Origin of the sequence: Maridesulfovibrio spiralis (SeqCode) (assembly GCF_048571135.1) — a bacterium.
GTDB classification, from domain to species: domain Bacteria; phylum Desulfobacterota; class Desulfovibrionia; order Desulfovibrionales; family Desulfovibrionaceae; genus Maridesulfovibrio; species Maridesulfovibrio spiralis.
On sequence record NZ_CP182344.1, the window covers coordinates 3,451,265 to 3,470,214 of the forward strand.

Consider the following 18,950-nt stretch of genomic DNA (forward strand, 5'->3'; position numbering starts at 1 on the left):
TTAGAAATCATTAATGAACGCAAGATCAATTGTCATCGGGATGCGTTCATATTCAATTTGAGTTTTTGGATCTCGGAGAGTCAGTGAATACTCTTTTTTATTATCGTAGCTGCCTTTCTGAAGCATGAGCTTCACAACCCGTTTTCGATCTTCCATGGAATCGGAAGAACTGTCAAAAGTCAGTGTTTCTTCATTACTGATAAGCTGCTCGCCATCGCGCAGGGAAACTACCAGCGTTCTCGCTTCCATTTTTTCTGAAATTTTCTCAGTCTGGATGAATTCAAACTTTTGAATGTAATTTACAATCTTGCGGTTGGAACCGAGCAGAGACACTCCGACCTGTTTCACAGCTTCTTTTTGGGCGGTTTTCCCTTCAAGCTCTCTAACGTGGATGACAGGCACAACTATTTCCTGAGGCAAGGCTCCGCCATGGATGAATCGTGCCCCGCCTGCAAAATGAAATCTGTTGATTCCTTTGGGAATCCAGAATTCCATGTTGTCACTGGTCCCGGCTGTTTTATTGGTGGAACTATGCCACGCCTTTTCCGATTCGCCGAGTTCGCGGCCCAGTATATAGCGTTTTTTGGCCTTGGCCACGCCATCAGGCTTATAGGTTAATGCACTCTTTTCAAGAGGGGACGGTGCAGTGTCCTGATACAGGAAACCGTGATCGGCAGTGACGAATACATTGGAGCCATTCAGGTTGTTCACAACGATTTTTATTAAAGATGAAATTTCATCAATTGCTTTACGGGCAGCGGAGAAAGCTTGCCCCTCGCTTGAAGCAGTGTCGCCGGTAGAATCGATCTGGTCATGGTAAATATATATTACACGCCAGTCCCTGATCAGCTCGCGCCCTTCGTTTTTGCTCATTGCCAGCAAATCTGTTGCCTTAATGGCAATTCCGTCATGTTTAGAAAGTATCGCTCCTCGTTGATCCAGAGAAGAGCATGGAAGACCGTCCACGAGGACTTGATCCGAACCTTCTTTGTACCCGTATTCCCTATGCGGAAGCAGTGAGGCCATACCCAGAGCGGTGTAACTGGGCAGAACTCCTAGTTGAGAGGACAGCATAGCCTTGAAGCGGAATTTAGAATTTACTTCCCTGGTAAGTTCTTCAGCTACTTCATAACGAAAGGCATCGCTGATGATGACAAAAGCTCTACTGTTCGGGCGGGATTTCAGGACGGGCTTCACATTGTGAACAAAAAAATCCTGCTGCTTATTAATATCCGGGATAGCCCAGTGTTCAAGCAGGCCATTTTCGCCTTCAAGGAAGCTGCCCCAGTTTATTGAAATTTGATCCAGATACCAACCGCTGTAGCAGGATTCCACAACCTTTTGGACATCCTTGATGATATCGAATCCCGCCAGCTCTACCTTGTCGGCATCTTCGTGGAAAAGGCGGTAAAGCTGATCGAATTTGAACAGCTCGGTTGTGTATGCCTGATACATATCTTTCGCGCTGGCAAAGCTGAATCCTGCATCGTATTTCTGGCGTATTGTCAGCAGATCCAGAGTGGATTCCAGCGCATTGTAAGTGGTCGCATAAATATTGCCGTTGTTGCCGTATTCATCTAGCTGGATGGTAGTCCAGTGTCCATCTTTTCGGCGCAGGATAGCAGTCTTGAGATTTGCAGGCTTTTGCAGATCCCCTTGGGTGATTTTCGTGCGCAGGGATCGGATTACCTGCCGTTCAACCACCTCAAAGGTCATGACATCCAACAGGCATTCCTCAGTGCAGTTAATCAGGTGCTCATCCAGCCTGAGCTCTTTGGCGATTTCACTGGAGATGATGCCGTATTGTCGGAAGTGAATAAGGTTGCTTCGCCATTGAGAGACAAACACAGACGCATTTGTTGCCAGTATTTTATCATTGAGCAAGAAATGAGAGAGGGAGCCGGGAATATCTCCCCTGAAATTTTTGTCAAAGTCATTTACCAGCAACCTGATCAGCAGATCCGACAGGCTTGGTGACTCGACATTGTAGCCAAAAGCCTTGGTCATCTGTTCCCAGAAAAAGGGAGCCATGCCGAACTTTTCAATCTCGGTCCATGACTTGGTTGGGGATTTGAAATCGCAATCGCGATCAACGCACATTTCCCCGAACAGCTTCATGAGGATGTGAAATATCTCGGCCTGTTCCGAGCTGGTAAGAACGGTAAGTATTTTAAGGTCAATATCCCGTTCCATATCGTCAGTGGAAACAAGCTTTTTGAGTCTATTTACTCTGTCCCGGCTGTTGAAGAATTTTTTGCGTTTATTCAGGTGCGCCCGCATGGATTGCTTTTGCAGCTTCAGTTCATTCAGCAGGATTGAAGCTTTGTCAGCATGAAAGGGGCGGCTATAGAGCTTGATGTCCAAGAGCCAGTCTTTTTCCGGTTCTGGTTCCTGTGTGGGCGAATAAAGTAAATATTTGCTGTCCAGATCTTCGAGTTCCAGACGTACCTTAATTTCCAGCAGGCTTTCTTCGCTGAGATTAACCAGCTTGATGTCGTCGAGATCCAAGCTTTGAAAAGTATCAAGGAATTCCTGATCCTGATCATACCAGAAGACTATGCGGTGGCCTTCAGTGTGGAATATTTTGCTAAGGGATTCGGTTATTTTTTGAGTGTCCATCTATTCGTTTAACCTTGTGGTGCATTTTCAAGAACGTGATTGACGAGGGCTTCAGCCAGAGCGCGAATGCTTTCTGTTCCCATGCGAATTCGCCAATTTATTGGTTCACGATACGGTTGATCCCAAAGTTCAAAACCCTCAATGTCATCGCCTGTTCCGTATGCTTCAATATTACAGTGAGAAATAGCATTGCGGAATCTGCGAATGAATTGCCGTAAAGTTCGGTTTGAATTTTCATCGTCTTGAAAAGTCTCAATGTTAATCCCATCGCTTAGATCTTGGATAGATCCAGCTGGCAAATATCTGCCTTCCTTGATGAATACAACCATACCAAGGCAAGAGTTGATAAGCTGGGTCACGTTGAAGACTGTTCGATCTTCTCCTGCTTCTTCTTGGGCAGCCCATGCAGCATCAATATGTTCTAGATTGGCTCGGGTCCTCAGTGCGAAATCTCTATGCAGCTCGTTGTAAAGTCCCATTGTTACGATCTCCTGAAGGCTTAATCTTTGCCGTTGTATTCAGTTTTTCTTTGTGTAACCCGGACTCTACCAAACGGCGCATGGTCCCAAAAGAAACCGACTAGACTTGGGCAATCAATATAGATCTGTTCACTCTCGTCTTCTGAGTAGACGAGTTTGCCTTTCTTTAAATATGAGTAGTATGCTGATAGCCATAAACGATAGTTTCCAAGAGTAAATTCAATGCAGTTATGCCCTTTACCAATGAATTGAGGGTCCTTTGTTCCTGCTCTATCCATGTATCCTATTGATACTAGGAGGCTCAGTCTATGTCCTACATTTTTCCAGAAAGAGTTGTTGCTGGAAAATTCTTTTCTATCTCTTGGAGATAAATGAAAACCTTTGATTTCTTCGACCTCTGTAAAATGCTCATATGGATGGGTATGATAATCTCCAAGGTATTGGTAACTAGGCCAGAATGAACGGATTGCGTCACGTTTAAGTATGGCTGATTTTTCGTTATATGAAACACTATCAGTATCTTGTTTTGAAGATGTATCAGTGTTTACGAAATCAACGTGAAATATCTTATGATCTTCATCTACTTCAACAATATGTCCAAATAGGTGTCCAAAAGTTTCCAAGCGAGTACGTATCTTTTTCCCTTTAGGCTTATTCTTGTGGACTACGCTATATGCTTCCAAAGAATTTAGGATAAGATTGATCAACGCAGGTTCTGAAAATCGGACACCGTATGTGATTTCTTTTTCATTTGTCATAACACGTCTCCCCTTACTCCGGATTCTTCCCAGTAACAGCCTTAACCTCAGCCAGCAGCTTCCCAAACTTCCCGTAGTTGACCTTCACCCCATCATCAAGGTCTAGGGTGATTTTCTGGTCCGCGTAGTGGCGTAGCAGCTCGTCATATTCGCGCAGTTCCTGCTGTTTTTTGCGCATCTTATCCAGCTCTTTCTGAATCTTCTTGGCCGCGCTGGTGGAGCTGGCGTTGTCCTTCTCTTTATCAAGGTATTCAATGCGAGCATTGTACTTGCCCTGCAAAGGAGTAACATACATGGCCCGCATACGGGAGAGGGTGTTCTCGTTGTACCTGTGCAGGTACACGAGGCATTCGAAAGCCTTTTGTTTGCCGCTGGAGAAGAGCCAGTAGATGGGGCGTTTTTTGTAGACCTTCAGGTGCTGGGTCTTGAAGAATTTCTGGCTGATGAAGCGGCGTATCGTGTCTATAGGTTCTTCGCCTTTCTTGGGTTCCAGACTATCGGCCACGAATTTCAGGTTTTCGTCCAGTGTTTCAGGGGACCACGCTACCTTGAGGAATTCCTTAAAGCGGTTAGTTGCGTCATCCGCAAAATATCCTTCATCCATTACCGGTACTATGCCGTCTTCATCTGCAGGGAAGGTTGTGTAGCGAGAAGGATCGAAGCCTTCATTGTTGCTGTGGGCGTAGATTAGTCCTTCTTCGTCTAGGGAGTAGCGGCCCATCATGCAGCCTATGGCGTAGGAGATTAGTTCCTTTATGGTGTCGGTGCGTTGTAGGGTTTCGTATTCTTCTTCTGTTTTGTTTGGGCCATATCGATGGTATGGATTAGCATTTAGTGTTGTTTCATAAATTGAGACTTCAGGTGTGAGTTGTTCTTGAAGATTATAAATCTTAATAAGACTAATATTTATTTCTTTTTCTATGTTGCAAAGTTCTTGGCTAATGTTTTTTGCATCTATAGATAGCTGTTTATAGCTATTAAATATCAAGGAATTACGTTTTTCGGTTAGTAGTGGAGACCTTTGAAAATCCCAAGAGTATTCATATAAATCCCAATCCTTTTTTGTTATAGAAACGGCATTAGTAAAATGAGGCTCTACATATTCTTTGACTGATGATAATAAAGGTAAGTTTGATAGTGTTCCGGGGTTGAAATCTAAGGTTGGGCACATTGCCTTTAGGAAACTTTCTCCACATTTACTATGTAAAAAAATGGCAACTTTTTTTATTTCATCTCTTTCTTTAGAAAAAAACATGGACCCCTTTTGGTCAAAAATAAACCCGGTGGGAGTGAACCGTGAAGAAAATTTTCCATTACTAATATTAGTATACGAAAGGCCCTCTTGAAAATAATGTTTCATATTGCGTGGGTATGATCCATCTAAACCTTTTATTTCTTGTCCATCATTTTCCCAGTTCACTACCCAATAATTGTTTCCATACCATTTGCGGAAATTACCGCCTTTTGTATAGGGGAACCATTTTTTGCGTGAGAGAAGGGCGTCTATAGAAGTATTGTGCCCAAACCCAACTTTTTTAAAAGTAACTTCAAACCAAAACCTGATGAATTTATCATTATCTCCAGTTTGCAAGCCCACTACTGGCTGTGCTGATTCAGAAATTTTTTGAGCTGTTGAAAATGCATTTAAATGAGGCTCGCTCACCCAATAAACAATAGGACGTCCCGGAATCTTCTTGAAGTTTGAAGAAGATGCAAAATATGCCTTATTTATCCTTTCAATAAATAAATCTTTTTTGGTTTTTTCATCTCTCCCATCAGTTAAATCAAAGAATGGCCCCTTGTATTTGTTTATTCCAATCTTTAACAGTACAAAACAGGTGTGTTGTGATATCTTCTTCTCAAAATGATCAAACATACCTGGGCCGAGATGAAGCATGGAATGCAGAGGAGTATTGTTTAATATTTCCATGCGTAAATCTTCATAAGAAGATAAAAACATCCAGCTTTGCATTGTTATTAACGCTGAAGAAGAACCTTCTTTCACCATTTCTAAACAACGCTCCATAAACATAGCGAAAAGATCTGTCTTACTTTTGGGATATTCAGATTTAGCAAATTTTTTCAGCTTAGGATTGATACCCCGATTTCCCATATACGGCGGATTAGCTACAACAAAATCATACAATCTTCCCAGTAACCCTACTTGCTTTACCAAAGGCAGCAAAGCTTCTGCCAATCTACGGGTGTCCATGTCCAAACCTTCCAAGCCACCCTGAATCAGTTTTTCCAGCTTAGGCAGAGATTCTTTCAGCTTGTCGTGAACAGTCAACAGAGAACCGAAGGTCTTACTTTCTTCAAATAAATGAATTAGCGAATAAAGTTCTTCTTTGCTTACATCCGACTTTTCAACTTCATGCAAACTTGCCTGTTCCGGCTTGGTCTGAAGCAGAGACATCTGTTGCTGGCCTTTTTCCCCGGTTTCTTTGACCCGTTCACGAAGCAGCACGTTTGCAATCTCATCCACATCCAGATCCTTGCTTTCCTGAATGGACATGATGTTCAGCTGCACAGGATTTTCAGGATCAAGAATACGGCGGTTGTCTCCCCGTGCTTTCATGAGCACAGTGAATCTTGCAAGCTGGGCTGCGCGATCATCAATATCTAAGCCGTGCAGGTTCTTTTCAAGGATTAAGCGGGGTATTTCACGGGTGCGATAACCGCGTTCCAGATAAATTTCTTTGAACAGGTCGTAGGCTTCGGCAAGAATGTGCCCGGAACCGCAGGCGGGGTCCATGAAGGTCAATTCTTCGGGATTAATTTCAGCAGCAGTTATAGAGTCGAGTTGTTCTTGGACTTCCGGCTCTTGTTTTGCTGGGGCTATGTAAAATTCCATTTTGTCTTTAAGGCTGGACTCAGGATAGGTCATGAGCCACTTGTTGCCCAAGGTGTTCTGGACCATGTATTTTACAATCCAGTTGGGAGTGAAGAGCTGCGTTGCCGCTGGGATATCTTTACTAGCAACCACGGTTCCAAAAACTTCTTTTCTTCTTTCGATGATATAGAACTGATACAGCCAACCAACGACTTCAATCTCATCCCAGTTTTCTTCTGGAATCTCGTTAACCATCTTACGGATGGGCGAGTCGGACTGAAGAATGTTCTCAGGCAATAGCAGCTCGGAAGCTCCGTTAACGGACTCAAACATCATTGGCATTACTTTATGCAGGGCATTGCACTGCTTGATCAGCAGCAAGCGATAAAGCTCTGCATCCTTGTCACCGGCAAGACGCAATTCGGCTACTTCAGACATGTCCAGCCCCGGCAGATCCACGCTGGTAGCCTTCTCCAGAATTTCAGGAATATCCGAACCGCTGGGGTTACTCAGCACACGATATCCATGCCCAAGGTAATCGTGCAGCTCCATGTAGCGCAGGGCAGTGAAGCGGTTGAACCAAGTATAGGCTATTTCATCCATTACTTGGCCGAACCCTTTCTGCTTGATTCTGGCTTCCAGCTTTTTGCGCTGCTCCGCAATGGACTTCGGGAAAGGACGTCCTGCGATGATAGCAAGTTCACCCTTGATTTCCATCGGTTCAATGCTGTCTTCAGAAAGACCTAAAAGGCTGGCCTTGTCGGTGACAGCCTGAATGAAATCTTTGCGAGCCTGCGGAGCGTAGGATTTTAAGATACTTTTATTAATGGGCACGGTGTATTCTCTTTTCGCTGGTGTTAACTACTGAATTCTGATGCGAACGTTCTCTTCAAGTTCATCAAGCAGAGTCTGCTTAAGGGCATCAACGTAATTGCTGACGTCTTCAGCGGATTCCAGATAAGCCTTGGAGGCAACCGAGGTCGCTTTTACGGTCTTGATCTTCTTGAGCGGCTTTTCGGGTTCCTTGGGATCAACCGGCTGTTTCTTGCGTTCGATCTTATCCAGACCGTCCTGAATGGCATCTCCAAATCTTTCCAGTTGATAAGAAATATTGGGAATGCTCACTTCATTTTCGATTTTTATGCGTATTTGCTGCAAGGGATGCAGGACCGTGTTGCGGAAGTCCGTATCGACTCCGGCAGAGTCCAGTTCCTTGTTGATGATGCCTATTTCCGACTCCAAATGCAGCAAGGCTTTCTTGCGTCGTTCGGCAATTAGCTCATCGTTCACTGTGCCAATTTTGGAAATGAGCGAGTCAACATCCTTGAGCATTCCATACGGAGCCGGGGCCTCGGCAATTTGGCGCATCTTTTTCAAGGCCGGTTCGGCTTCAGCATCTGTGTACAGGGCTTCCTGGTTGCTCTTGAAGGTATCCAGTCCTTCAATGAGTTTTTCCCATGTCGGACGCTGGTTTTTAAAGAAGTCATGCTGCTCATGGAAATCTTCGCAGGTATCAAGCAAGTCGTTTCGGTGCTCATTGAAACTGCTGGTAAATTCAAAGCTGTCCCGAATACTCGTTACCTTGCTGATTACATCCAAACACTCTTTGATTGTCCTGCCGCCGGGATATTTCCCGGTCTGCGATAATTGCCAGTATTCTGAAAGCTCTTCTTCCCAGTCTCCAAGATCCTTGCGGATAGTCTTTTCCAACTCGTCCGGGGATTCAGGGCCGATTTTTCCAAACAACTCCTGACAGAGCTTACGGGCCTTTTCGATCTGGTCCTTGGAAGGAATCTTGCGTTTGATTACCTTGATGGCTTTCCATCTACCGGTTTTGAGCATGGGCTCAACAGCATCTTTCGGTGTCAGGTTTGATCCTTCATAGAAAAGATTGCTTTCGCCGGACATGAATAACCGGGCAACAAGCAATACTATTTCAAATTCAGGCCAGCCGTATGGCTTGCGTGCAAAATGCTCCACAAGTTCGTTAAGCAGTACAGGATGGTTCCGCGCTACCTGAAGATCAATGTATTCCCGGATTTCCCTGACAGCATCGGTGTTAATGTCGGTAAGTCCTTTCTCCAATTCAACCTGACTGACATCGTTGGAAAGAAGGGTTGCACGGATCTCTTTTTGAGGTTCGTCATGCAGGGTTTTTATGTAGCCGAACTTATTGTAAAGATTCTGGACAATGTAATCCATGCACTCACTGATAGCGACCCGTGGAGAAGTTGCGCTAATGCTCAGAGTCTGGCCCATAGCGTAAAATTCAGCATCCAGAATCTGCTGCTCCAGAAGGGTTACGATTCTCGCGCGGCGTTCCCGGTTTTCTTCCTGCCGGTCACGCAGGATATTTTTGAAATTAGTCGTATTTGAGCCGTCGTGCTTGAGCTTTATGTACTTGTCAGTCTGAATGTATTCACGGACTTCCCTGCCAAGCAGCTTGTTATCTTCAAGCCGGACAAGCACACGTCCTTTGTGCTCCTGAGAATAGGCGACAGAACTCATGGCGTTAAAAGAACTGTACTCATCAGAAAGAGCGGTAAGCACTTCAACGCCTATCTCGTGATCAATCTTCGCTCCGTATGGATGACCATCCAGAATGCGGTTAAAAGCATAATCCCGCTTGTAAGGCTTGTAGCGGTGTTTGCTTTGATCCTTAAGGACTTCAGCGTATACGATTTCGCCAAGCAGCTTTACTTCTTCGCTGCCGGTAATTTCGAGATTCTTGATTTCTCGGCTTACGTCTCGCTCTTCGTTGGTCAGGAAGAAGTAGAGATCCCCGTTGCGGCTGATAAGGGTTTCTTTTTCCAGTCGCTGGAGGCTCTCTTCAATTTTTCTTTTCAAAGCCAACCGGTCGGCATCAACTGTATCGATGAACAGAGTCACCAGGTTATCGACATTGGATTTGATTATATCCACATAGCGAATCAGAAAAAGAGTCTGAAGCAAATGGACATCGAAAGGTTTTTCCAGTCCTGCGTTATCGTTGGCCTGCTCAATGGTACGCTTCACGGCAGTATCAAGAAAACTCTCAATGGCTGGATAGAATTCATATAGCGGAACCAGTGCTCCGATTTCCTTCTTGGAGATGTTCTTTGCTGCCGATTGAAAGGCATCAAGCATGGACCGTTCACCGCGGCTCAGATGTAAACCTGTGGCTCCGGCCTTCCTGATAGATTCAAAGATTTTCTGCACAAGCTGAAAGTGATATGGAGCAAAAGGATAGTTGTCGACAAAGTCCTTATTGCTGCTGAAAGTCTTGAGGGAAGCACTGTCATGGGTGAAGCTCAACTGGCTTTTCAGGATGTCTCCTTTACTATCAAAGAGGCTGGAAAGCTCGGTGGTAACTTCCGGCTTTTTAGCCAGCAAACGAGCCTGAATAACTTCATCAGTGTTAGAGCTGGATAGGGACAAGCGAGTATCAAAGCGGCCTTGAATTTTGGAAAAGTCATTGGCCTTGGTTGATTTCAGATCTCCAAGGACAGCATCAATGTCTTCCTGAGAAGTTACAACCACCCAAGCTTTGCCCTGACAAACACGTCCGAGATCTTCGGTAATGGTTTGCAGGTTGAGCATCAGGTGTCCATCATTACCGATGAACTGGCCAACTTCATCAACAAGGAAAATTACCCTGTGATCAGGACCTTTGCGCTGAAGGTATTCCTTCACTCGCTTAGCGAAGTTCTCGATGGTCAGGTTCAAAGTCCCTTCAGCTTTTTCAAACCAAGCCTCAGCGGATTCCTTGCTCTGGCCCAGTGTTTCGGAAAGCGATTCAACCACCTCATCCCGGCGAAAGTGATAAGCGTCCCGCTCATCAATCCAGTTGTCGCCAGTCAGTTTGTTGTAGTGGGCGCAGAACTCTTCGTATTTACCTTTTTCAGTGAGATATCGTTCCATCTCGGCAATATGCGGATCATCACCGGAGAAGCCCTGCATCTCGTTGAATACTCGCCAAAAAACGGAGAGAAGAGTTCCCCGGCCTTCGCGAGAGTCAGCACGGCTGTCAATATTGAAAAGTATTACATCTGTGTCGCTGGTCGTACATTTTTTGATATCAGCCAGCAGCATGGGATCTTTAATCTTGGAGTTGAAGAATGAAACAGACTTCCGAGCCTCTTTTGATTCAGGATCAATGGCTTCCCTGTTGTTCAGCAGGTATGAAAGGATTTTTATGAAGTGCGATTTACCGGAACCGAAAAAACCGGAAACCCAAACCCCTATACGGCTTGCGACATTAGGGTCTTGTCCGTTCATTATGGCATGAAGATAGGTTTCAAAGAACCCACGGAAATGCTGATCAAGCTCTCTGGTTACAACGTATTCATCCAGCTCCTGCCATACGCTGTCCTCATCCTGCTGGTCTGCCTTGATAACCCCGTTGATGGGGCGAAATAAATCTTTTGAAAAAAGAGTATGAATAAGCATCTATAATCTCCTCGACTCAACGTGACTATGGAACCAGTTGAAATGCGCGATAGTAATTGCTTTCTTTTAACCTTTCAAAAAGCCTTAAGCCCTGCCCATCAAATTGTCCGGGATAAAAAATTACCAGCGGAGTGTCTTTTATGAGCGAATGCAGGCTATTGAGAAGCGTGTGGCTTCGCAGGATAGGCCAAGAGTTGCCAATGCCCGACATAAGGATCAAATCATGCTCCTCTGGCTTGGCTTTTTCAACGAAATATTGAGCTATTTTTTGTTCATGCAAAGGCCCCTTGAGTGCTTTAACCAGCTCTTCGCTGCCTTTGTCTTTTTGGAGCTTGAAAGCTCGGTCCAGCAATTTGCGGTCTTTCAGGTATTCAATAAGAAGCTCAAATAAGTTTATATGATTCAGGCTGATACTTGGCATTCTTTTATGTATCTGATCCTGAACAGTCCCCATGAATTCCCTGACTTGAAGTTCTTTCTCTGGAGGATAGTCGAAAATATAGAAGCCTATTTCGTTACCGAGGCCCTCATTGGCTAAAAGCTCCTTGGATAGCAGTCTGTCTATGACCTTATTTAGTCGTTCTTCGAAAGAAGCACTCATTGAATGGCCTCCAGGCATTTTAAAGCGTAATTTTCTTCATGGCGGATAAGCAACTCTTTTACTTCCGGGAGCAGGGAGAACGGTATCAGATTCATGCTTCTGGTTGAGTCGATAACTTGGGATTCAGCAAGAATTCTAAAAATGACCTGGCGAATCTTTTTTGTCGTAGATTCCGCCCATTTTGAGGTGACAGGATCTCGATGTTTGCATTCTTCAAAGAAACTATCCCAATCCCTGTAAGAGATTTGTTTCTGAAATGTCTTTATGCTCAACTGCACGGTTTGCATGATGAAATCTCCCAGTAAATGGCTATGCGCAATTGATGCCGCAAACAGAGTCTGCCCTGACTGTTCATAAGATCCATCACGAATCATTATCCAAAAATCTTTATGAAGGGGCAGCAGCCTGTTCCGTATGAGCTTGGCTTGTCGCTTGGCACTTGCTGGGCTTCGTTTCTGAAGGACATTCGAGACCAATACTTCCTGATAGAATTTCTTCTCTTCAAGTCTTCTCAGGAGTAGGTCAGCAATGACTCGACTTTCTTTTACCAAAAGTGAGCCTGCTACTATTTCACCATTATATTTAGACACGTACTGTCCTTTCTAGTGTGTTGGTAGTATTTGCATTATATTAAATTCATTTCAAGGTGTTTATATGAGTTGGGATAACAATCGTGGCTGGATTAGTAAATCCTCTGGTCTAAATAAATTAACTATAATGAAAAAATATTTAAATACAGTGTCTTAAAAGAGTGTGTGTAAAAAAATATGCGGATCCATGATTTACTGTCAGGCCACCTTTGGCGGAACAAGTCCAGTCATTTTTGTTCATTATTGCCAAGTTCTAAATGAAGAAGTCTGATATTTTATAAAAAAACGGTGAAATGCGATATAAATACACCCAAATATTATGAAAAGTTAATTTCTGCGTTTAAAGTCAATGATGATAGTGTCCTTTCTAATGAACAGTATTGTAGGAATGATTTAATAGCGAGATTGAGTTTCATATATAGTATCTCCTTTGAAATTTTGGAATTAATGCGACAAAAACAAAGGGTACACAATTGGTATATATTCAATAATTGAGGTATAGTGTCGGTGTTTGCAAAAAAAATAGGCAGGCTGAAAAGCCTGCCTGCCCAATTAGAATTTGTTGTTGAGTTATCCTTCAAATACCTTCCCACAACGATTACAACGGAACTTCCCGATAACCTGAGTATCGATCATTTCACCTACAGCACTTCCTGCTGCCGCTCCGGTCATAAGACCTGCCAGTGCCCCGATGATTCCTCCTGCAGCGGCACCGATTTCGTCATCTACAAAAGGGATGCTGGCTCCAACTTCAGCACCGATTTTTGCGCCGCTTTCTGCTGCAGCGTAGCCAGTGATGGCTCCGCCTGTGCCGCCGATGACAGTTCCTGCTTTTTTGAATGTGCTGATCTGCACAACGTGCATGGTTGAGTTACATGAAGGGCATGAAGGTTTTTCTGACATAAGTTTCTCCTATTTTATTAGAGCCTGCTGCAGCATTTCAAACATGGACAGCGCAAGCTCGTTTACGTGATTGATATTTTTGCAGTGATCAAAGGGCATAGAATCGATGGCCGGAGACATGATTCCGAGGCCATAAAATTCGAAACCGGCATTTCTGCCGGTTTCAAAAGCTTGTTTAGCTGTGGGGATGGAATCTGGGACACCATCGGTTATGGTAAGGATTAGTCTTCTAGTTTCTCTTAGTGGAACCATTTGTTGCATGGCCCACCACAGGGCTTCCCCCAATGGAGTTTGGCCTGATGCTGACAGTTTGAAGCGGTTATGAATACCTTCGCCATGTTTAATTACCGGGGTCACTGTTTGGTAGGGCTGACCATCACGATAAACTGCAGGAAAAGCAGTTACGGCAACATTGATGCCGGCAACTTTCAACGCAGACGCGAGAGCATAGCAACTTTGACTCGCGATTGTTATTCTGCGGCGCATGGAGCCAGAGCAATCAATTAAGATATGGACAGCTGTACTCATTTTGGGGCTGGGAGCATTTTTCAGGAATAATTTTGGGTTTCCTGTAAAAGCTCTATTCAGGTTTTTGTGATCTAATCGTCCATGGCGTGCAGGATGTCTTCTACTAAGGACGGTAGCTTGCAAAAGCGAGTATAGCCGAGTTCGTAGAAGGTTCGTCGTTGCACGGATCTCAACTATTTCTTCGTGGTTCAGTTTTGAATGCTTACGTTTTGCGACAGTAGCGACACTGAGCCCTTCTTCGGTTTTGTGGCTTTCCATTTCCAGCGATCTTTTTAATGACTGCCTCATGTCTGCAGGAAGTTCATGGTTGGGAATATTCAAAAGTTTGCGCAGTTGCTCCTTTTGAGATTCTGAGCAATTCAACTCTTTTTCCGTAGGATCGCTTTCATCATAGCTGCTGCCATTTGGAATGTCGCAGGTCATTCCCTTGAGGATGGAAACAATTTGTTTAGCATAGACCATACAAGCTCTTGAATCAGGACACTTGTTGTGAGCTTTCTTCAGTACTTGTCCAATTCTGAAAGTCAGTCCTGCAAACTCTGTTTCAATTAATAGTGTATACTTCTGGAGGGGGGCTGAAAGCTTTGGGACATCCCAACAACGAACTTGGAGTAAAATCCAATTCAGGACCTGATGAGCGGAATGTGTGGGAATCTTATCCTTTTTAGTTAGAAAGAGATGTTTGATCAGCCAGATAAAGTTTTGTCTGCAGCCAGGGAATATTTCAGCTAGTTTGTTTTCAACACGCCAATCTTCAAGGCTGTTCCAGATATGCTTCTCAAGAGGAGTTATTTCTCCTTTCAGCACAGAAAAGTCCGTGTAGCGGATATGTGCTGATTCATGATCAATAAATCCCCTGACCAGTCCGAGCAGTGCGTCATCTCCACTGGAAGGCAGACTGGGTAGGGTGATAATTTGCCCATTTGTGAATGCCTCATTTCCTCCCATCCGAACCTGTACTCCGTATTTTCGCCCCAGAACTGACGCAAGCAAGGGTAACGAACTCAGAATGTAATGATTCTCAATCATATTAGACTCCTACCATAATCCCAGACTGTCTACTGGGACATTCTGGACCGAGGTTTGGGACGGTTTGGGATGGTCCTCGACTGCCTGTGTATCTTTCAGTGAAAGAGGTTCATGATTGCTGAGTAGTCCTTGAAGAATGTCGTCGGGGGTATTGCCCTCGAGGATCTTCTGTGCATGCTCAATCAAAGCTGTGGGATCCCGCAATAGACAGATGAGTCCTTGCAGCATGATCAGCTCAGAACCTCGAATGCGTCCTCTGGCAGGAATCATGGCAAAAGCAGATTCGAGCAGATTGATGACTGGCACGACTCTCGGTTCAACAAAACTTAAGCCGGATAACTTGCCATGGAGAGCCTTAAGCGGGGAAAGGGCTTTGCGGGTAACATCTGTTTTTCCTGCAAAACTTTTTTTCCAGCTTTCTGATGCTGTTTTTGCTACTTCACCAAAAAGTGTACAGCCAAGGTCTTTAACTGCATCCTGCAATCCGGAACTGACCTGTTCGTTCTTTTGGGTGGGTGGGGTGATTTTATAGACCTGCCAGCTGAAACCTAGACGGGATCGTACATACTTCGCACTGACTGCAGAGGTCGCAATCAATGATTCCCAGCCGGGATTACTGTTAATCCACTCCTGAACGAGGGTATCGTAACGATTGAGGAATATTTCCTTTGCTTCATTGAAGTTTCTGGCAATTTCCAGCAAGCCGTCCTGTACTTCTTGGATTTTCTGTTCGGGGAGGGCCCATCCGCCTAGAAAGCGGATGCCATGTTTGTCTAACAAAGATGTTGCACGTCCTTTGAGTGCGTTGAAGATACTCAGTTCTTTGGGGTCACATATTTTCTTATTTCCCAGTGAGGCAAGATTCTCAGGAGGTAGTTCTGCTTCACCAAGGTCGGAGTGAACAAGCTTCTTGCGTGCTGACCAGATATTTACATCAAGTCTGACAGCCATGATGTGTTTCAAAACCGTAATTTCAGTATGCATAGACATGGTTTTCTCCTATGAAAAAGAAAAGGAGCCGTTTGCGACTCCTTCCCTTGGTGTGATTTATTCCGGTTGTTCTTCCGAAAGTGTAAACATTCTTTGGGCTAGCTCATGAAGCATAGCTCTTGTTTCTGGTGTGGCCCTGAACCCTATAGCGCGGTCCAAAGCATGGGTAATCGGTTTTATTCCCTGCTGGCTGAGAGGTTGAAACCTTAATGTCAGGTCTGCCCAGCGAATCAGAGTTCGAGTTGAAAATGTAATTTCGATAGAATTCTGATCTCCAGTATCTGCTTCTCCCACAAACAATTTCCGTACCTCATTGACGTAATCAACCATGGTGGTCCGCAGCTTCTCTGGCAGAGTCGGGGTGATCTTAGCTAGCAGTGCCGCTTCAGCTTTTGTTTCAGGGTAACTGATTTCGCAGAGCCAGAATCGGTCCATGAATGCGATGTTCTGCTTGAGAGTACCCTGATAAAGTCCGGGCTCATCAAAGCCACCATTGGTATTGGCTGTAGCCGCGAATCTGAACATGGGGTGCGGTTGAATAATTTCACCGCCATTCTCGGGAATGCAAAGCGGTGATCCGTCAAGAATGCTGTTGAGGCCCGCAGCCGTTGAAGGATCAAGCAGATCAAGTTCATTCAGTAGAAACATTCCACCGTATTTCATGGCAAGTGCCAGTGGGCCGTACTGAAATGTCATGCTGCCTTGATCTAGGCTGAGGTGACCTGCCATATCGGTGAATTCCAATCGGCTGTGACCGGTCACCTCGAAGACGGGATAGTTGAGTTTTGCTGAAAGCTGTTTGATGAGAGACGTTTTACCGCTTCCGCATGGCCCGAAGATATAGAGAGGGTCGGAAGGATTCATGAGCCAGACAATGATTTCACGCATGGCCTCATGATAAATGTAGTCCGGATTAATTGCCGGTGTATGTATGCATGGAGCAGTAAAGCCGAGGATTTTTTTACCAGACGGTGTTCCGCTGAATACGGTTCCAGCATCTAATTCTTCAGTTTTGATTTTTTCCAGTGAAGTCAAATTCTGCATGTTTCACCTCAAAATGAGAAAGGCCCCGGCATAATGCCGAGGCCCTTCATTTATATAGTCTCCGGTGGGAACTACGCTGCAAGATCAGAGTACTTCCACCAGATTTTCTTTTTCCCATCCCATCTAAAACCGGCTTTTTTCAGGGTGTCCTTGTGTAAGCGTGTTGAACCCACTGCTTTGACGCAATTACGCCCATCCTGAGCCTTCACGTAATGATATTGGACTCCGTCTAGCTGGGGTAATTGTTGTTCCTTGTTTGCTGCGGTCCTGCCTGTTTTTCGTGCAGGCATACTTCCTTCGCCGTCATCATCCTGCTCAGTGACAATTCCAACCAGAGCAGCAAGTCCGTAGCGACGGGCATAAGTTATGGCAGAACCGTAGCCCTGCGGATCTGATTTTGGCAGAGGCATGACCAGCAAAGAGGATTGCCATTGACCGGATTCAGCATGAACGATTTTACTGATCAGACCAAGATTTCCACTCTCAACCTGCACCGGCAGTTGGGTCAGCCATATGCCATTGGCGAGTAAAGCCTCCCGGCAAGTACTCATGACAGACTGGAGGCTGGCATATCTGCTGTTGGTGAAATTGTTTTGTCCGTCCTTGGTTGCTGGTTTTAAAGCCTGCTGAACCTTGAGCATTGCCCCGGCAAGTTCGGTAATCTCCGGAGAACATAAATTCATTTCCATAATTCCTCCTGCAAAAACGAAACCCTTCGCGATAGCACGAAGGGTTAAGGTAAAAATTCCGTTATTCTACAGGAATAATATATAGCTCAAATATTTTGAGCGTCAGTTTCGAGAGTGTTTGTGTAGAACTTCCAGCATATCTACAGCAATGTCGAGGTCCTCGACGGACAATTCAGAAAGAAGGAATTTGATTTTTGCAAGTTTTTCAGATTCCTGCTCCGGGTCATCCATGAGCTCTGCTGAAGAAATATTTAATGCTTTGGAAATCTTAGATAGAATTTCAACTGACAAATTGACCTGACCCCGTTCTATTTCACCGAGATACTTGTAGCTGATACCGGCACGTTCAGCCAATGTCTGCTGACTCAGTCCGCTTACGGATCTGTATTTCTTTATTTTGCCGCCAATTTTTTCCTGACAATTTGACATGATAACACTCCTCGTTACGCGCAGTGTGGAGGAGAGCAAAATGATTTTAAACCTGCGATCAGCGGTATTTTTATGGACTTATGATACAGATCAGTGCTAAGAATGACATCAAAACATTACTTACAGTTCGTGTTCGTAAAGTAACTGGTTAAAATTAAAGGAGATATGAATATGTTTTACATTTTGGGCGCGATTATTTGGATTTTATGTATCTGGCAGGGCATAAGAATTGCCAAGCGTAGAGGAGCAAATCCGTTTCTGGTTTTACTTTTCTTCTTGCTGACAACTGTTGGCGGCCCTGTTGGGTTGTTGATGATCTACCTGTTTCTTCCGGATCGGGTCTCAGCACGATAGATTTTATTCTTATAGTATGTGGTTTATAGTGTTGTTCAAGATGCCCCGCCTGCAATGTCTAGAGGCGGGGCATTTGCATTAGTATTTGTTAACGATGGTGACCGTTGTTGGGCCTATGTCACCTAGTTTTGACTTTGAATTAGCTGCTAAGACGGCAAGCTGGTCGGCCCTATTGTTAAGCGTGTCAGTGGAGTGCCCTTTGACCCATTTCCACGTAACCTTATGGGAAATGGTTTCCTCAAGGAGTTCTTTCCAGAGATCTTGATTCAATACTGGTTTTCCTTTGCTGTTTCTCCAGCCATTCCATAACCAATTCTCTATCCATTGTTGATTGAATGCATCGGTCACATATTTTGAGTCGGAATATACGGTAACCATGCTAGGGCATTGAATTGTTTTGAAAGCAGCAATTACTGCACGTAATTCCATACGGTTATTTGAAGTTTGCCTATACCCCTGAGCTAGTTCGAGGGTAGAGCCTTCATGCATGACAATTGCTCCGTATCCACCTTGAGGATTGCTTTTTTGATTGCCCGGACATGCTCCATCAGAATAAATTACAACATTTTGATTTTTCATCATTAATTCCTTTTGGGTAATGGTTAAACATTTTGACTTTTGCCTATAAGTTAACCTTCCGGAATATTTTTTTATTGGCGATCTTCTGGAAGTTCGC

The 18,950-nt window shown here is 44.5% G+C and carries 15 protein-coding genes; 1 reads left to right on the forward strand and 14 read right to left on the reverse strand.

The features are described 5' to 3' along the window. The 13 genes from pglZ to ACNI29_RS15510 all read right to left on the reverse strand — a co-directional run bounded on the left by pglZ (nt 1) and on the right by ACNI29_RS15510 (nt 17,920). Nucleotides 1-2,619 carry a BREX-1 system phosphatase PglZ type A gene (pglZ, locus tag ACNI29_RS15450; RefSeq protein WP_419779267.1) on the reverse strand — a complete coding sequence of 873 codons (2,619 nt, stop codon included), beginning with the start codon at nt 2,617-2,619 and terminating at the stop codon, nt 1-3. Between the two features lie 8 nt (nt 2,620-2,627). Further along, a complete protein-coding gene (locus ACNI29_RS15455) occupies nt 2,628-3,098 on the reverse strand; it encodes a HEPN family nuclease (RefSeq protein WP_419779268.1) in 471 nt (156 codons plus the stop codon). A gap of 20 nt (nt 3,099-3,118) precedes the next feature. Beyond that, on the reverse strand, nt 3,119-3,856 hold the full coding sequence (locus ACNI29_RS15460) for a hypothetical protein (protein WP_419779269.1): 738 nt from the start codon (nt 3,854-3,856) through the stop codon (nt 3,119-3,121). 13 nt (nt 3,857-3,869) lie between these two features. Further along, the gene (gene pglX / locus ACNI29_RS15465) at nt 3,870-7,523 is read right to left on the reverse strand and encodes a BREX-1 system adenine-specific DNA-methyltransferase PglX (protein WP_419779270.1); all 3,654 of its coding nucleotides are present in this window, start codon (nt 7,521-7,523) and stop codon (nt 3,870-3,872) included. Between the two features lie 27 nt (nt 7,524-7,550). Beyond that, nucleotides 7,551-11,117 (reverse strand): BREX system P-loop protein BrxC, encoded by a 3,567-nt coding sequence (gene brxC, locus ACNI29_RS15470; protein ID WP_419779271.1) that lies wholly within the window; start codon nt 11,115-11,117, stop codon nt 7,551-7,553. A gap of 25 nt (nt 11,118-11,142) precedes the next feature. After that, a complete protein-coding gene (locus ACNI29_RS15475; RefSeq protein WP_419779272.1) occupies nt 11,143-11,718 on the reverse strand; it encodes a DUF1788 domain-containing protein in 576 nt (191 codons plus the stop codon). Further along, nucleotides 11,715-12,308: a DUF1819 family protein gene (locus ACNI29_RS15480; RefSeq protein WP_419779273.1), complete on the reverse strand. Its 594-nt coding sequence runs from the start codon at nt 12,306-12,308 to the stop codon at nt 11,715-11,717. Before ACNI29_RS15480 ends, ACNI29_RS15475 begins: the two co-directional genes overlap by 4 nt. 570 nt (nt 12,309-12,878) lie before the next feature. Then, the gene (locus ACNI29_RS15485; RefSeq protein WP_419779274.1) at nt 12,879-13,211 is read right to left on the reverse strand and encodes a hypothetical protein; all 333 of its coding nucleotides are present in this window, start codon (nt 13,209-13,211) and stop codon (nt 12,879-12,881) included. 9 nt (nt 13,212-13,220) lie between these two features. Beyond that, entirely contained in the window at nt 13,221-14,768 is a 1,548-nt protein-coding gene (locus ACNI29_RS15490) for a cobaltochelatase CobT-related protein (protein WP_419779275.1), read from the reverse strand. Between the two features lie 9 nt (nt 14,769-14,777). Then, complete coding sequence (locus ACNI29_RS15495) at nt 14,778-15,758, reverse strand: DUF3150 domain-containing protein (RefSeq protein WP_419779276.1); 981 nt, start codon at nt 15,756-15,758, stop codon at nt 14,778-14,780. Between the two features lie 57 nt (nt 15,759-15,815). Then, nucleotides 15,816-16,802 (reverse strand): AAA family ATPase, encoded by a 987-nt coding sequence (locus ACNI29_RS15500; protein ID WP_419779277.1) that lies wholly within the window; start codon nt 16,800-16,802, stop codon nt 15,816-15,818. 71 nt (nt 16,803-16,873) lie between these two features. Next, complete coding sequence (locus ACNI29_RS15505) at nt 16,874-17,491, reverse strand: ERF family protein (RefSeq protein ID WP_419779278.1); 618 nt, start codon at nt 17,489-17,491, stop codon at nt 16,874-16,876. A 102-nt stretch (nt 17,492-17,593) separates the two neighbouring features. Then, on the reverse strand, nt 17,594-17,920 hold the full coding sequence (locus ACNI29_RS15510; protein ID WP_419779279.1) for a helix-turn-helix domain-containing protein: 327 nt from the start codon (nt 17,918-17,920) through the stop codon (nt 17,594-17,596). A 171-nt stretch (nt 17,921-18,091) separates the two neighbouring features. Between ACNI29_RS15510 and ACNI29_RS15515 the strand changes: the two genes are divergently transcribed. Beyond that, a complete protein-coding gene (locus ACNI29_RS15515; protein WP_419779280.1) occupies nt 18,092-18,274 on the forward strand; it encodes a hypothetical protein in 183 nt (60 codons plus the stop codon). A 78-nt stretch (nt 18,275-18,352) separates the two neighbouring features. Here the strand turns inward: ACNI29_RS15515 and rnhA are convergent, their stop codons facing one another. Continuing rightward, a complete protein-coding gene (rnhA, locus tag ACNI29_RS15520) occupies nt 18,353-18,853 on the reverse strand; it encodes a ribonuclease HI (RefSeq protein WP_419779281.1) in 501 nt (166 codons plus the stop codon). Nucleotides 18,854-18,950 lie beyond the last annotated feature (97 nt).

What these genes read in the sequence shown, in the direction of transcription:
- pglZ (WP_419779267.1), bottom strand. Translation starts at nt 2,619, where the DNA reads ATGGACACTCAAAAAATAACCGAATCCCTTAGCAAAATATTCCACACT.
- ACNI29_RS15455 (WP_419779268.1), bottom strand. Translation starts at nt 3,098, where the DNA reads ATGGGACTTTACAACGAGCTGCATAGAGATTTCGCACTGAGGACCCGA.
- ACNI29_RS15460 (WP_419779269.1), bottom strand. Translation starts at nt 3,856, where the DNA reads ATGACAAATGAAAAAGAAATCACATACGGTGTCCGATTTTCAGAACCT.
- brxC (WP_419779271.1), bottom strand. Translation starts at nt 11,117, where the DNA reads ATGCTTATTCATACTCTTTTTTCAAAAGATTTATTTCGCCCCATCAAC.
- ACNI29_RS15475 (WP_419779272.1), bottom strand. Translation starts at nt 11,718, where the DNA reads ATGAGTGCTTCTTTCGAAGAACGACTAAATAAGGTCATAGACAGACTG.
- ACNI29_RS15485 (WP_419779274.1), bottom strand. Translation starts at nt 13,211, where the DNA reads ATGTCAGAAAAACCTTCATGCCCTTCATGTAACTCAACCATGCACGTT.
- ACNI29_RS15490 (WP_419779275.1), bottom strand. Translation starts at nt 14,768, where the DNA reads ATGATTGAGAATCATTACATTCTGAGTTCGTTACCCTTGCTTGCGTCA.
- ACNI29_RS15495 (WP_419779276.1), bottom strand. Translation starts at nt 15,758, where the DNA reads ATGTCTATGCATACTGAAATTACGGTTTTGAAACACATCATGGCTGTC.
- ACNI29_RS15500 (WP_419779277.1), bottom strand. Translation starts at nt 16,802, where the DNA reads ATGCAGAATTTGACTTCACTGGAAAAAATCAAAACTGAAGAATTAGAT.
- ACNI29_RS15505 (WP_419779278.1), bottom strand. Translation starts at nt 17,491, where the DNA reads ATGGAAATGAATTTATGTTCTCCGGAGATTACCGAACTTGCCGGGGCA.
- ACNI29_RS15510 (WP_419779279.1), bottom strand. Translation starts at nt 17,920, where the DNA reads ATGTCAAATTGTCAGGAAAAAATTGGCGGCAAAATAAAGAAATACAGA.
- ACNI29_RS15515 (WP_419779280.1), top strand. Translation starts at nt 18,092, where the DNA reads ATGTTTTACATTTTGGGCGCGATTATTTGGATTTTATGTATCTGGCAG.
- rnhA (WP_419779281.1), bottom strand. Translation starts at nt 18,853, where the DNA reads ATGAAAAATCAAAATGTTGTAATTTATTCTGATGGAGCATGTCCGGGC.